General features: G+C 70.3%; 12 protein-coding genes. 8 read left to right on the top strand and 4 right to left on the bottom strand.

Annotated features, from left to right (window positions below; genetic code table 11):
- The first annotated feature begins 14 nt into the window (after positions 1 to 14).
- Positions 15 to 581 (top strand): DUF488 family protein, encoded by a 567-nt coding sequence (locus LPH33_RS14660; protein ID WP_059380990.1) that lies wholly within the window; start codon positions 15 to 17, stop codon positions 579 to 581.
- Between the two features lie 61 nt (positions 582 to 642).
- On the opposite strand, the gene LPH33_RS14665 is transcribed toward LPH33_RS14660, so the two are convergent.
- The 3 genes from LPH33_RS14665 to bioB form a co-directional block, all read right to left on the bottom strand.
- On the bottom strand, positions 643 to 1,176 hold the full coding sequence (locus LPH33_RS14665; protein ID WP_106199445.1) for a GNAT family N-acetyltransferase: 534 nt from the start codon (positions 1,174 to 1,176) through the stop codon (positions 643 to 645).
- A gap of 88 nt (positions 1,177 to 1,264) precedes the next feature.
- Positions 1,265 to 1,465, bottom strand: coding sequence for a hypothetical protein (locus tag LPH33_RS14670; RefSeq protein WP_106199444.1), 201 nt, complete (start codon positions 1,463 to 1,465; stop codon positions 1,265 to 1,267).
- Positions 1,465 to 2,478 carry a biotin synthase BioB gene (bioB, locus tag LPH33_RS14675; RefSeq protein WP_085468375.1) on the bottom strand — a complete coding sequence of 338 codons (1,014 nt, stop codon included), beginning with the start codon at positions 2,476 to 2,478 and terminating at the stop codon, positions 1,465 to 1,467. The genes LPH33_RS14670 and bioB overlap by 1 nt, the downstream gene beginning before the upstream one ends.
- Positions 2,479 to 2,639: 161 nt before the next feature.
- Between bioB and LPH33_RS14680 the strand changes: the two genes are divergently transcribed.
- From LPH33_RS14680 to LPH33_RS14705, 6 genes are all read left to right on the top strand, one after another.
- Positions 2,640 to 3,266 carry a TetR/AcrR family transcriptional regulator C-terminal domain-containing protein gene (locus LPH33_RS14680; protein WP_059380986.1) on the top strand — a complete coding sequence of 209 codons (627 nt, stop codon included), beginning with the start codon at positions 2,640 to 2,642 and terminating at the stop codon, positions 3,264 to 3,266.
- A 42-nt stretch (positions 3,267 to 3,308) separates the two neighbouring features.
- Positions 3,309 to 4,598 carry an SWIM zinc finger family protein gene (locus LPH33_RS14685; RefSeq protein WP_106199442.1) on the top strand — a complete coding sequence of 430 codons (1,290 nt, stop codon included), beginning with the start codon at positions 3,309 to 3,311 and terminating at the stop codon, positions 4,596 to 4,598.
- Positions 4,595 to 5,995 carry a DUF5691 domain-containing protein gene (locus LPH33_RS14690; protein WP_085468376.1) on the top strand — a complete coding sequence of 467 codons (1,401 nt, stop codon included), beginning with the start codon at positions 4,595 to 4,597 and terminating at the stop codon, positions 5,993 to 5,995. Before LPH33_RS14685 ends, LPH33_RS14690 begins: the two co-directional genes overlap by 4 nt.
- Positions 5,996 to 6,072: 77 nt before the next feature.
- Entirely contained in the window at positions 6,073 to 7,161 is a 1,089-nt protein-coding gene (locus LPH33_RS14695) for an ATP-binding protein (protein WP_059381112.1), read from the top strand.
- Positions 7,158 to 9,359, top strand: coding sequence for a DUF5682 family protein (locus LPH33_RS14700; RefSeq protein ID WP_229565030.1), 2,202 nt, complete (start codon positions 7,158 to 7,160; stop codon positions 9,357 to 9,359). Before LPH33_RS14695 ends, LPH33_RS14700 begins: the two co-directional genes overlap by 4 nt.
- Positions 9,356 to 10,513, top strand: a complete 1,158-nt coding sequence (locus LPH33_RS14705) for a VWA domain-containing protein (RefSeq protein WP_229565031.1) — start codon at positions 9,356 to 9,358, stop codon at positions 10,511 to 10,513. The genes LPH33_RS14700 and LPH33_RS14705 overlap by 4 nt, the downstream gene beginning before the upstream one ends.
- A gap of 51 nt (positions 10,514 to 10,564) precedes the next feature.
- Here LPH33_RS14705 and LPH33_RS14710 read toward each other — a convergent pair whose 3' ends face one another.
- Positions 10,565 to 12,169: an MFS transporter gene (locus tag LPH33_RS14710; protein ID WP_186455102.1), complete on the bottom strand. Its 1,605-nt coding sequence runs from the start codon at positions 12,167 to 12,169 to the stop codon at positions 10,565 to 10,567.
- 112 nt (positions 12,170 to 12,281) lie between these two features.
- On the opposite strand from LPH33_RS14710, the gene LPH33_RS14715 reads away from it, so the two are divergent.
- Positions 12,282 to 13,277: an iron-siderophore ABC transporter substrate-binding protein gene (locus LPH33_RS14715; RefSeq protein ID WP_145691175.1), complete on the top strand. Its 996-nt coding sequence runs from the start codon at positions 12,282 to 12,284 to the stop codon at positions 13,275 to 13,277.
- Positions 13,278 to 13,279 lie beyond the last annotated feature (2 nt).

The following is a 13,279-nucleotide window of genomic DNA, read 5'->3' on the forward strand; positions in this document are numbered from 1 at the left end:
GCACGATGGGAGGCATGAGTGCCGACGCCCGCGTCCTGTGGACCATCGGCCACTGGACGTGCCCGCAGTCGGTCCTGCTCGACACGCTGACCTCGGCCGACATCGAACTCGTCGTCGACGTGCGGAAGATGCCCGGTTCGCGCCGCAGCCCGCAGTTCGACGCCGACGAGATGCCGTCCTGGCTCGACAGCGCCGGGATCGGCTACGTGCACCTCACCGAACTCGGCGGCAGGCGGCCGAAGCAGAAGGACATCGATCCGACCGTCAATGCAGGCTGGAAGAACGCGAGTTTCAAGAACTACGCCGACTACACCCTCACCGGCGACTTCGAGGCCGGACTGAAGCGACTCACCGATCTGGCCGAGCACCGGCACGTCGCCATCATGTGCGGCGAGCCGATGCCGTGGCGCTGCCACCGGTTGTTGATCGCGAACACCCTCGCCGCGCGGGGGTGGACCGTCGTGCATCTCGTCAACAACGCGAACCCGCGACGGCACGAGCTGGGACAGTGGGGTGCGACTCCGTCGGTGGGTTCCGACGGAGTCGTGACCTATCCCGCCGAAGAACGCGGGCTTCCGTAGCGTTCCGGGCCTCGCAGGGGCCCGCGTGCTCACCCTGCCCGGGAGGCAGCGGCAACGCGGATCACCCGAGGTCCCGCGAGTAGTGGACCGCGAGCGCATCCGCCCCCGACGGAGTGACGGTCCGGGTTCGGGCACCGCGGATGTAGCCGCACCGCTCGAGCACGCGCTGGGATGCTTCGTTCTCGGGGAGGGTGCGCGCGGTCAGGCGGAGTAGTCCGCTCCGCCGAGCGAATTCGGCCGCGAGATCGAGTGCGTCGGCAGCGAGCCCTCTCCCACGACCGAGCGGATGCAACCAGAATCCGACTTCTGCTTCCTCGGCGGTGATGCCGAACAACACGAGACTGCCGGCGAAGCGGTCGGTCTCCGGTTCGGCGATCGTCAGTACGGCCAGATCTCCGCGCTCCAGCCCTTGCCGGATCTCGCCGTCGATCAGGGCTGCGACGGACGCTTCCGTGTACACCGGTTCGGGCAGATGTGCGTACCGGCGCACCAGTGGATCTGCGGTCCCGGCGGCATAGGTAGCCGCGTCGTCACCGCGCATCGCCCGCAGCTGTACTCGGTCGTTGCGTAAGGGCAGCAGTCGGGTATTCAGCATGCATACGACGCTACATCGTTCGGTCGCCGTAACTTTCGCTGGTTGTCGACGCGGTCTGCCCGGCACGATCCGGGACGCGCATGGTCGGTCAACGCTGTTCGCTCATCACCGAGTCGACGCTTCCGTGGCGCGAACACCGCGCCCACCACCCGTCCGGCGCGATCTGGACAATCATCCGGCGACCGCACTGCGCGCAGAAGCGCGGCGGTTCGAGTCCGAGTTGCACTGCCGCGGAGGGGATTCGGATCGTCCCGTCGACGATCTCTTCGCCGGTGAACGGATCGAACATCAGATCGTCTCGCCGAGGGCCTTGATCGGCATCTTCAGTTCGCCGAGCAGATCGAGGTCGGTCTCCGCAGGCCGGCCGAGCGTGGTGAGGTAGTTGCCGACGATGACGGCGTTGATCCCGCCGAGGATCCCCTTCTGCGCGCCGAGGTCGCCGAGTGTGATCTCGCGGCCACCGGCGAACCGGAGGATGGTGCGCGGCAACGCCAATCGGAAGGCCGCCACCGCCTTGAGCGCCTCGGTGGCGGGCAGCACCTCGAGGTCGCCGAAAGGGGTGCCGGGGCGCGGATTGAGGAAGTTCAGCGGCACCTCGTCGGGTTCGAGCGCCGCGAGGTCGGCTGCGAATTCTGCTCGCTGCTCGATGGTTTCACCCATTCCGAGGATGCCTCCGCAGCACACCTCCATACCCGCTTCGCGCACCATGCGCAGCGTCTCGAAGCGCTCCTCCCAGGTGTGGGTGGTGACGACGTTCGGGAAGTGCGAGCGCGCGGTCTCGAGGTTGTGGTTGTAGCGGTGCACACCCATCGCGACGAGTCGGTCGACCTGCTCCTGGGTGAGCATGCCGAGCGAGCACGCGATCTGGATGTCGACCTCGTTGCGGATCGCCTCGATACCGGCCGCGACCTGCGCGAGGAGGCGTTCGTCGGGTCCGCGCACGGCCGCGACGATGCAGAACTCGGTCGCTCCGGTCTTGGCGGTCTGCTTCGCGGCCTCGACGAGCGACGGGATGTCGAGCCGGGCGGCTCGCACCGGGGAGGCGAACAGGCCGGACTGCGAGCAGAAATGGCAGTCCTCGGGGCAGCCACCGGTCTTGAGGCTGATGATCCCCTCGACCTCGACCTCCGGTCCGCACCACGCCATGCGCACGTCGTGGGCGACCGCCAGCAGGTCGTCGATGCGATCGTCCGGCAGCTGCAGGACCTCGAGGGTCTGGTCGCGGTCGAAACCGATGCCGCGACGGAGCACCTGGTCGCGAGCGATTTCGAGGATGTCGGTGCGGGCGGGCGCCTGGGTCACTGCCGTCTCCTGGGGTGGCGAGAACTTGAACATCGTTCAATTGAACAGCGTTCAGGTTAGGGCGAAGCGTCCGATAGTGTCAAAGGCACGAATCCTTCGGTTCGGATCCCCGGCGGCGCGGTACCGCCGCGGGCAGTGGGAGAAGCGGGAGCAGAGAAGCAGTGCAGTTGCGACGCGGCGACGTCCTCGACGGCGCCATGGCGATCCTCGACGAGTACGGGCTCGGCGACCTGACGATGCGCAAGCTCGCGTCGTCGCTCGGCGTCCAGCCCGGCGCGTTGTACTGGCACTTCCCGAACAAGCAGACCCTGCTCGGCGCCATGGCGGACCGCATCCTCGACGGTGTCGACGAGCCGCCCGCGAGCGATGCCTGGGACGACGCCCTCTCCGAGCTGGCGCACCGTTTCCGCGCCGCGCTGCTCGCCCATCGCGACGGCGCCGAACTCGTCGCCTCGAGCTACGCCTCCCGGCTGACCACTTCCCGGGCGCGCGACGCCTTCGTGGCCACCGCCGAACGCGCGGGTCTGTCCCGGGCGTACGCCGAACTGACCGGCTACGCGCTGCTGCACTACGTGCTCGGCCACACCGTCGACGAGCAGTCCCGCGCGCAGCTCGAGGAACTCGGCGCGCTCACCCGCGCACCGCTGTCCCCCGATGTCGCGACCGAACAGCCGACCGAGACCGACGACGAACTGCTCGACGGCGATCCCGCCGTCCGGTTCGAGTTCGGCCTGCGGTTGTTCGTCGACGGCATCCGCGCACGTCTGGAGACCCGTGCGACATCCTGACCCCGCCGTTCCTGTCGGACCCGTCTCCTACCTTCGACGCTCGTGACCGCCCCCTGGACCCTCCAGCAGATCAACGCCGTCGCACCCGATCCGTCCTCGCTGACGGCTGCGCGCGGCGTCGCCTCCGCATGGCTCGAGACCGGTCACGACACCACCGCCCTGTGGGGACTGTGCCGCGGACGCGGCACCACGCCGTATCGCACGGCGATCCACCCGAGCGCTCCCGCCTACACGTGCACGTGCCCGAGCCGGAAGCTGCCCTGCAAGCACGCCCTGTCGCTGCTCGTGCGCTGGTCCGAGGGCGCCGTACCCACGGGGCAGGCACCCGACTTCGTCACCGGATGGCTCGCCGCCCGCGCCGCGTCCACCGCACCGCCCGCCCCGGCGGACGAGCCGGTCAAGGCACCCGATCCGGCGACCGCCCAGCGCCGCGCCGAGCGGGTCGCGGCAGGACTCGACGACCTCGACCGCTGGCTGACCGACCGCATCCGGCACGGCCTCGGGGCGGTGGATCACGGCTACGACACCTACGAGGCGATCGCTGCCCGCATGGTGGATGCCCAGGCTCCCGGCGTGGCGTCGGCACTGCGCGCCCTGGCCGCCGTCGTGAACGACGAAACCGATTGGCCCGCCAGGCTGCTCGAAGAGTACGCGCGCCTGCACCTCATGGCCGTGGCGTACCGGCAGCGCGACGAACTGCCGAGGCCGCTCCTGCGTTCGCTGCAGACCCATCTCGGTTTCGGCACCCGCAGCGAGGAGGTCCGCGCCGAACCGGCCGTGCGCGACCGCTGGCAGGTCCTCGCCGTCCGCGTCACCGAGGAGAGCCGGATGTTCACCCGCAAGACGTGGTTGCGGGGACGGTCGAGCGGACGCTGGGCGATCCTGCTCGACTTCGCACACGGCACAGCACGTTTCGCCGCGCCGCTCCCCTTCCCCGGGTCGCTCGTCGATGCCGATCTGCACTTCTACCCCGGTGCGGCCCCACTACGGGCGGTGCTCGGCCGGCAGCACGGGGAGACGGAGCCGTTCACAACCCTGCCCGCCACCGGACTCGACGCCGCACTGGACGAGTACGCCCGCATGCGCGGAGCAGATCCGTGGTTGCGCACCTGGCCCGTCCTGCTCGACGCGGTCACTCCCACCGACAGTGAAGACGGATGGTACGTCGTCGACCCGTCCGGACGGGCACTGCCGCTCACCGGAGACGACGACAGCCGCTGGCGGCTGCACGCTGTCGCAGGGGGCCGTCCCGTGACGGTCTGCGGCGACTGGGACGGAACCGCTCTCGCCCCGGTCTCCCTGTTCACCGGAGGACAGGTGATGACCTGGTGAGCACACTGCCCGAATCGCTGACGACCGCAGCACTTCTCGGAACGGCACGCTCCGCTCCGGAGTTCGGCGCGCTGCACACGGCCGGTGCCGCGGGCGAACTCGCCGGAGACCCCGCCGCGACACTGCTCGCCGCTGCCGCCCTGGAGGCGACCTTCCTCACCGCCGCGACCGTGCCGGTGGTCCGCGAACGGCCGTCGCCGGCCCCGGACGACGACCGTCCCGTCCTTCCCGGCGCGGCTGCCGAACGCCTGCGCGCGCTGCTCGCCGTCCGCTCCCCGCTGCTCGACGAATGGTTCGAGGTGGCGGCCCGGTTCCGCGCGTCGCACGACATCGTGGTCGACCTGTTGATCGTCGCGACCACCGACTCGGTGCACCGCGACCGGCTGATCGCTCTCACCGGCGCCCGCGGACGCTGGGTAGCCGCGCGCCACCCGGAATGGGCCGATCTGCTGCCACCCGACCCGCTCGACGACACGCCCTGGCACGTCGGTCCGCCCGCCCGGCGACGCCGATGGTTCGAGGTGCTCCGCGCGCACGATCCGGCCGCGGCGACAGCCACGCTCGCGGCGTCATGGGGTGCGCAGACCGCCGCCCAGCGGGCCGAACTCGTCGCCCTGCTCGCGGTCGGTCTCGGTCCGCACGACGAAGACCTGCTCGAGCGCGCCCTCGACGACCGTAGCCGCAAGGTTCGCGCCGTCGCGCTCGACCTTCTTCCCCGCCTCCACGACTCCGCGTTCGCGCGACGCATGGCCGAACGAGTGCGGCAATGGCTGCTCGTCGACGGCTCGACCGTCACCCTCGCCGTCCCCGAACGGCCGGACGAGAGCGCACTCCGCGACGGTCTCTCCGACGGTCCGGCCCGCGATCTGCTGGTGGCGGCAGTCGCGGCCGCTCCGCTGTCGGTGTGGCGCGAGCACGCCGGAGACGGGGTGCTGCCGGAGTTCGACGTCGACGACGCCATCCGCACGGCACTGACGGACGCGTGGGGCCGCGCGGCGGTCCGGCAACGCGACAGCGGATGGGCCGCGGCGTTGCTGCGACGCGACGGCACCGTCGACACGTCGGTCGCCCGGGTCGTACCTCGCGACATCCTGCTCGCGCACCTGCGCGAGACGTCGCCGCCCGCGGTTCTCGACGACGCGTTGCTCGCCGCGCTCCCGGCGCCGTGGCCGCGAGATGTCGCCGAGAAGGTGCTCACCGCGCTGTACACGAAGCTGACGACCACCCGTGTGGTGCGCGACGTCCTGACGCTGCTCGCCCACCGGGCACCGTTCGAGCTGGCCGATCTGCTGGCCGACGCCGCGAACCGCACCGACGATCTCGGTCGCCTGCACCTGTTCGCGAGCGCAGCCGACACCCTGACCCTCCGCAAGACGATCCACGAGGAGCTGAGTTGACCGACTTCGAGTCGACCCCTGCAGTTGTCGGTACCGACGAGGTCGCGACGCCCGAGACGGGCACGTCCGAGACCGCCGTGACCGGCACCGACCTGCTGCGCCCGCACGCCGAGCAGCAGTACGCGCACGAACTCGCGGCGCTCGCGCGACTCGACGACCGGCCGCGCCCGCCGTCGTGGCAACTGTCCCCGTGGGCGGTGGTGACCTATCTGCTCGGCGGCGAACTGTCCGACGGCACCGTGATCACCCCGAAGTACGTCGGCCCGCGCCGATTGATCGAGGTTGCCGTGGCGACCCTGGCGACCGACCGGGCACTGCTGCTGCTCGGTGTGCCGGGTACCGCGAAGACCTGGGTGTCGGAGCATCTCGCCGCCGCGATCAGCGGTTCGTCGACCCGGCTCGTGCAGGGAACAGCGGGTACGACCGAGGAGTCGGTGCGCTACGGCTGGAACTACGCGCGGCTGCTCGCCGAAGGGCCGAGCGCCGACGCGCTGGTGGCCTCCCCGGTCATGACCGCGATGCGCGACGGCGCCGTGGCACGCATCGAGGAACTCACCCGCATTCCCGCCGACGTGCAGGACGCGCTGATCACCATCCTGTCGGAGAAGACGCTTCCCGTCCCCGAACTCGGCATCGAGGTGCAGGCGACGAAAGGGTTCAACGTCATCGCCACCGCCAACGACCGCGACCGCGGGGTCAACGACCTGTCGTCCGCGCTGCGTCGACGGTTCAACACCGTCGTATTGCCGTTGCCGGCGAGCGAGGAGGACGAGGTCTCGATCGTCACCCGCCGCGTCGAACAACTCGGCGCCGCACTCGAACTGCCCGCCGTGCCCGCGGCCGCGGAGGAGATCCGCCGCGTCGTGACGGTGTTCCGGGAACTGCGCAGCGGAGTCACCACCGACGGCCGGACCAAGCTGAAGTCCCCGTCGGGCACGCTGTCCACCGCCGAGGCGATCTCGGTGGTCACGGGCGGTCTGGCGCTGTCGGCGCACTTCGGCGACGGGGTGCTGCGTCCCTCCGACGTCGCCGCCGGAATCCTCGGGTCGGTCGTCAAGGACCCCGTCTCCGATCGCGTGGTCTGGAACGAATATCTCGAGGCCGTCGTCCGCGAACGCGGCGACTGGACCGACTTCTACCGGGCGTGCCGGGAGATCACCGGGTGACCGACGCTCTCTTCGACCGCGCGGATGCGCCCGCGGAGATCCGGGTCTTCGGGATCCGGCACCACGGACCGGGTTCGGCGCGCGCGGTCCTGCAGGCACTCGCCGAGTTCGAACCCGACACCGTCCTCATCGAGGGTCCGTCGGACGCCGATCCGGTGCTCGCGCTCGCCGCGGCCGACGACATGGTCCCCCCGGTCGCATTGCTGGCCTACGCCCGCGACGAACCGGCGCGGGCGGCGTTCTGGCCGTTCGCGGCCTTCTCGCCCGAGTGGCAGGCCCTGCGCTGGGCGTACCTGCACGATGCCGACGTGCGGTTCTGCGACCTTCCGGCGGCGATGTCGCTCGCCGCCGAACGCGAGGTCGGCGACCGCGCGACCGACGACCTGCTCGGCATGCTCGCCCGCGCCGGCGGCTACGCCGACTTCGAGCAGTGGTGGGACGCGGTGGTCGAGCACGGCACCGCACAGGCCTTCGACGAGATCACCGACGCGATGCGCGTGCTGCGCGAAGATGTCGGGATCGACGACCACACCGCGCGACGCGAGGCGCACATGCGGCAGGTGCTGCGCGCAACGGTCAAGGCCGGGGCCCGCGCGATCGCCGTGGTGTGCGGGGCGATGCACGCGCCCGCACTGACCGGCCGACTCGGACCGGCCGCCCCCGACGCGCGTCTGCTCAAGGGCATTCCCAAGGTGAAGACCACTCTCACATGGGTGCCGTGGAGCCACTCCCGGTTGTCGCTGTCGTCGGGCTACGGCGCCGGCATCACCTCACCCGGCTGGTACCACCATCTGTTCACACAGCCCGCGGACACGACCGCACGCTGGTTCACCCGCGTGGCCCGTGTCCTGCGCGAGGAGGATCTTCCCGTCTCGAGCGCCCACGTCATCGAGGCGACGCGCCTCGCCGACACGCTCGCGGCGCTGCGCGGTCGCGCTGCGGCCGGACTCGACGAGGTCGTCGAGGCGACCCGATCGGTGCTGTGCGACGGCGACGACGTCCTGCTCGACCTCGTCACGCGGCGGCTCGTCGTCGGCGAGGCACTCGGTTCCGTCTCCGAGGACACCCCCACCGTCCCGCTCGACACCGACCTGCAGCGGAATGCGAAGTCGTTGCGCCTCAAGCGGTCCGCCGAAGCGAAGAACCTCGATCTGGACCTGCGCCGCGAGATCGACGTCGCGCGGTCGCGACTGCTGCACCGCCTGGCTCTGCTCGGGATCGACTGGGGCACGCCCACGGAGAGCGAGGTGCGCTCGACCGGTACGTTCCGCGAGACCTGGACGCTGCGGTGGGAACCCGAGTTGTCGGTGGCGATCGTCGAGGCGTCCCGGTGGGGCACGACGGTGGAATCCGCAGCGGGCGCCACCGTGGCCGACCGTGCCGCACGTTCCGGGATCGCGCTCGCCGACCTCACCGAACTGCTCGAACGGGCGTTGCTCGCCGACCTGCGGACCACGATCCCGTTGCTGGTGACGGCGATCGACGCGGCGGCCGCACTCGATCACGATGTGCTGCACCTGATGAGCGCACTACCGACCCTCGTGCGCACCGTCCGGTACGGCGATGTGCGGGGCACCGATCTGTCCTCCCTGGACCACGTCTGCGACGCCCTGCTCGCGCGGGTGTGCGCCGGTCTCCCGGCGGCGGTCACCGGTCTCGACCACGACGCCGCCGATGCGCTGCGCACCGCGATCGACGATGTGCACCTCGCTCTCGCGCTGCGCGAGGACCCGAGCGCGACCGGTCGATGGCTCGACACGCTGACGTCGGTGAGCGAGCGCGACGACGTCGACGGTCTGCTCGTCGGGCGCACCACCCGGATGCTGCGCGACACCGGCCGACTCGGCGAACACGACGCGGCGGTGCGGGTCGCGCGGGCATTGTCGGTGGGGTCACCCGCACCCGCGAAGGCACGCTGGATCGACGGATTCCTCGGCGGGGGCGGGCTCCTGCTCGTCCACGACAGCGCACTGTTCGACCTCGTCGACGAATGGATCAGCGGCCTCACCGACGACGATTTCGTCGACGTCCTGCCTGTCCTCCGACGCACCTTCGGGTCGTTCGCCTTCGGTGAGCGACGCCTGCTCGGGCAGACGGTGCGCGGCGAACGCACCCGCCGCACGGAGGCACCGCCCGCCGTGGACCGCGGCCGGATCGCCCTGACCGCCACCGCGTCGATCCTGGGAGTGTCGGCATGACAACCGAATCCGGAGACACCGAACGCCTGCGCCGCTGGCGGCTCGCACTCGGCGAGGCCGCGGAGGACTCCACGGGCTCACTGTCCTCGTCCGACGACAGCGCGATGGACACCGCGCTCGCCGCGCTGTACGACACCGCGCCCGGCGACGGCACCGCACCGCGTACCGCAGGTCTCGGCGCATCCGCACCTCGGGTGGCGCGCTGGCTCGGCGACATCCGCACCTACTTCCCGACATCCGTCGTCCAGGTGATGCAGCGCGACGCAGTGGATCGGCTCGGGTTGACCCGGCTGCTCCTCGAACCCGAGATGCTCGAGGCCGTCGAACCGGACGTGCACCTCGTGGGCACGTTGCTGAGCCTGAACCGCGTGATGCCGGAGACCACCAAGGCGACGGCACGGACGGTCGTCGAGAAGGTCGTGCGCGAGATCGAGGCTCGCATCGCGCAGCACACCCGTGCCGCCGTCACAGGTGCGCTCGACCGGTCGTCGCGGACGTCGAATCCGAAGCTGCGCGACATCGACTGGGATCGCACGATCCGCGCGAACCTGGCCCACTACCTGCCGGAGCATCGCACGGTGGTGCCCGAGAAGCTGGTGGGTTACGGGCGCCGCTCCCAGGCGGTGAAACGCGACGTGGTGCTCGCGGTGGACCAGTCCGGGTCGATGGCGTCGAGCGTGGTCTACGCGTCGGTGTTCGCGGCGGTCCTGGCGTCGATGCGGGCGCTGCGCACCTCGCTGGTCGTCTTCGACACCGCGGTGGTGGATCTGACCGACAAGCTCGCCGACCCGGTGGACGTGCTGTTCGGCACCCAGCTCGGCGGCGGCACCGACATCAATCGGGCGATCGCCTACAGCAGGTCGCTGATCACGCGCCCGGCCGATTCGCTGTTCGTGCTCATCTCGGATCTGTACGAGGGCGGTATCCGCGCCGAGATGCTCTCGCGCATCCGGGAGATGCTCGCCGCGGGGGTGCAGGTCGTGGTGTTGCTGGCGCTGTCCGACGACGGGGCACCGTCCTTCGACCGCGACAACGCGGCGGCACTCGCCGAACTCGGAGTTCCCGCCTTCGCGTGCACGCCCGACCGTTTCCCGGAACTGCTCGCCGTCGCGCTCGAGCGGGGTGACGTCGGACGCTGGTCGCACTCGGGGTGAGGGCCGGACCGACGCATACGGGGCGATGACGGCGATGTGTCGATCCGAGGTTCAGTGGGCCGGTTCCCCAGGGAAGTCGACCGTCGCGTCGCCGTCCTCCTCGGCGTACCGCTCGAGCAGCGCGATCTCGGCCGTGCGTGAGGGGAACGCGAGAGCCACCAACGCTGCTCCGACCAGCACGATCGCGATCGCGGCCGTGTAGGCGCGGGTGTCGCCGTCGAGGAAGGCCGACCGGGCCGCCTCGATGATCTGCGGCGCGTACTGCGGATAGTGCTCGGCGATCCCGACGGCTCCCGCGAACGACTTCTCCAGTGCGGTCTCGGTCTGCTCGTCGACGGCCGTGGCCTGAGGACTCGCCGCGATCGTCGCGGCGAGGGAGGCCGAGTATCCGGCCGTGAGCAGCGCTCCGAGGATCGACTGGACGATCGCGCCGCCGAGATCGCGTTGCAGATCGGCGGTGCCGGAGGCCATTCCGGCGCGGGAGACCGGCACCGATCCCGTGAGCGAATGCGAGGCCGGGGTACCGGCGAGACCGACGCCGGCGCCGAGGCACATGTATCCGAGGGCGATCACCCAGTAGTGCGCGTCCTCGTTCCACAGCATCAGTGCGACGACGAGTCCGGCCACGATCGCGACGTAACCCGACAGCAGGGTGAAGCGGGAGCCGCGCGACCCGACGAGTTTCGCCGACTGCGGTGCGACCAGCACCATCACGAATGCGGCGGGCAGCGCCGCCGATCCTGCCGCGAGCGTCGAGTAGCCGAGCACGTTCTGCAGGTACTGCTGGCTGATGTACATCGTGCCCATCAGGGTGCCGAACACGATGATGCCCGCGACGGCCGCGACCCAGAACACGCGACGCCGGGCGACCCGCAGGTCGAACAGGGGATTCGCCGCGCGCAGCTGGCGCATCACGAAGAGGATCACCGCGACGAGAGCGATCACCAGGGCGGACACCGCGATGGTCTTCATCCCGTCGACGGGCACGAAGTTGATGCCCAGGACGAGCGAACCGACGAGCACCACCGAGACGAGGCCGCCGAGATGATCGACCGGGTCGGTCGACTCGTTGACGTGGCTCGGCACGAACATCCAGGTCAGGGCGAGCGCGATCAGCGCGAGCGGGATCGTCACCAGGAAGACCGATCCCCAGAAGAACTGTTCGAGCAACATGCCGGCGACGAGCGGGCCGAGCGCGGTCAGGCCGCCACCGATCGACGACCACAACGCGATGGCGCGCGTGCGCGCCGCGCCCGACCACAGGGCGGTGATCAGGGCCAGGGTGGTGGGGAACGCCAGACCGGCGGAGACGCCGCCGAGCACCCGGGCGGCGAAGAGCACGTCGGTGTTCGGCGCGAATCCGGCGACTGCGGAGGCGGGAACCGACAAGGCCATGCCGAGCAGCAGCATCGTCTTGCGTCCGTAGCGGTCGCCGACGGCCCCGAGGTAGAGCACCGACGCGGCGAGGCCGACGGAATAGCCGACTGCGACCAGGTTGAGCTGGGTCTGGCTCGCGTCGAACGCCTTCCCGATGTCGGGCAGTGCCACGTTCGCGACGGCGAGGTTCAGGTTCGCCACGGCGGCGACGAGGATCAAGGAGGCGAGCACCAGCTTCGCCCGTGCCGGCCGACCGTCGTCAGGTGGGGTCACGGACACATAGTGCGCGCTCGAGCAGCCGTCCTGCGCGGTTTCCGGCGGGTTTTCACCTTCGGTCACCCCACCGGGTTAGGATCGCCTCACTTGTTGTTCGACAGACTCGAGGCCCGTCATGACACGCCGATCCGCTGCGTTGCTCCGTTCCGCCGCTCTGTTCACAGCCACCGCGATCGCGCTGACCGCGTGCGGATCCTCCGACACGGAGTCCGACTCCGGTTCGGCTCCGGCCGACGGCGCCTTCCCCGTCACCGTCGACACGAAGTTCGGGGAGGTCACCATCGAGTCCGCCCCCGAACGCGTCGCGGCTCTGGGCTGGGGCGACGCCGAAACCGCACTGGCGCTCGGTGTTCAGCCGGTGGCGGCGAGCGACTGGCTCGCCTTCGGCGGCGACGGCGTGGGGCCGTGGGCGCAGGGCCTGTACGACTCGCCGCCGGAACTCATCGGCACGATCGAACCGTCCTTCGAGCTGCTCGCGGCGCAGGAACCCGATCTGATCCTCGACACCAAGAGCTCCGGTGAGCAGGCCCGCTACGAGACTCTGTCGGGGATCGCCCCGACCGTCGGCGGCCCGGAAGGCAGCGACGCCTATCTCACGTCGCTCGACGACCAGGTGACCTCCGTGGCAGCGGCGCTCGGTGTCCCGGACAAGGGTGCCGACTTGTTGTCGCAGATCGATGCGGATTTCGAGCAGGCCGCCGCCGACAATCCGGAGTTCGCGGGCAAGACCGTCACCGTCGCGTCCTATACGTCGGAGGGGTGGGGCGCCTACGTCGTCGGCGACTCGCGCGTCGACTTCATGACCGAGCTCGGCTTCGTGAACAATCCGCAGGTGCAGGCCGCGGCGACGGACGATTTCTTCATCACCGTCTCCGACGAGAACCTCGACATGCTCGACTCCGACCTGCTGATCGTGCTGCCGATCTACGTGCCGGCCGCCGAGGTGACCGACAATCCGGTCTTCCAGCAGATCCCGGCGGTGCGCGACGGCCGGTTCCTCGTGCTCGACAGCGATTCCGACATCTCCGCGGCGTTCTCGACGAACTCGGTGCTGTCGGTGCCGTTCGCGCTCGACGAGCTGGTTCCGCTGGTCGCCGAACGCGTGAACTGAGC

Source organism: Rhodococcus sp. RDE2 (assembly GCF_020885655.1).
GTDB classification, from domain to species: Bacteria; Actinomycetota; Actinomycetes; order Mycobacteriales; family Mycobacteriaceae; genus Rhodococcus; species Rhodococcus pyridinivorans.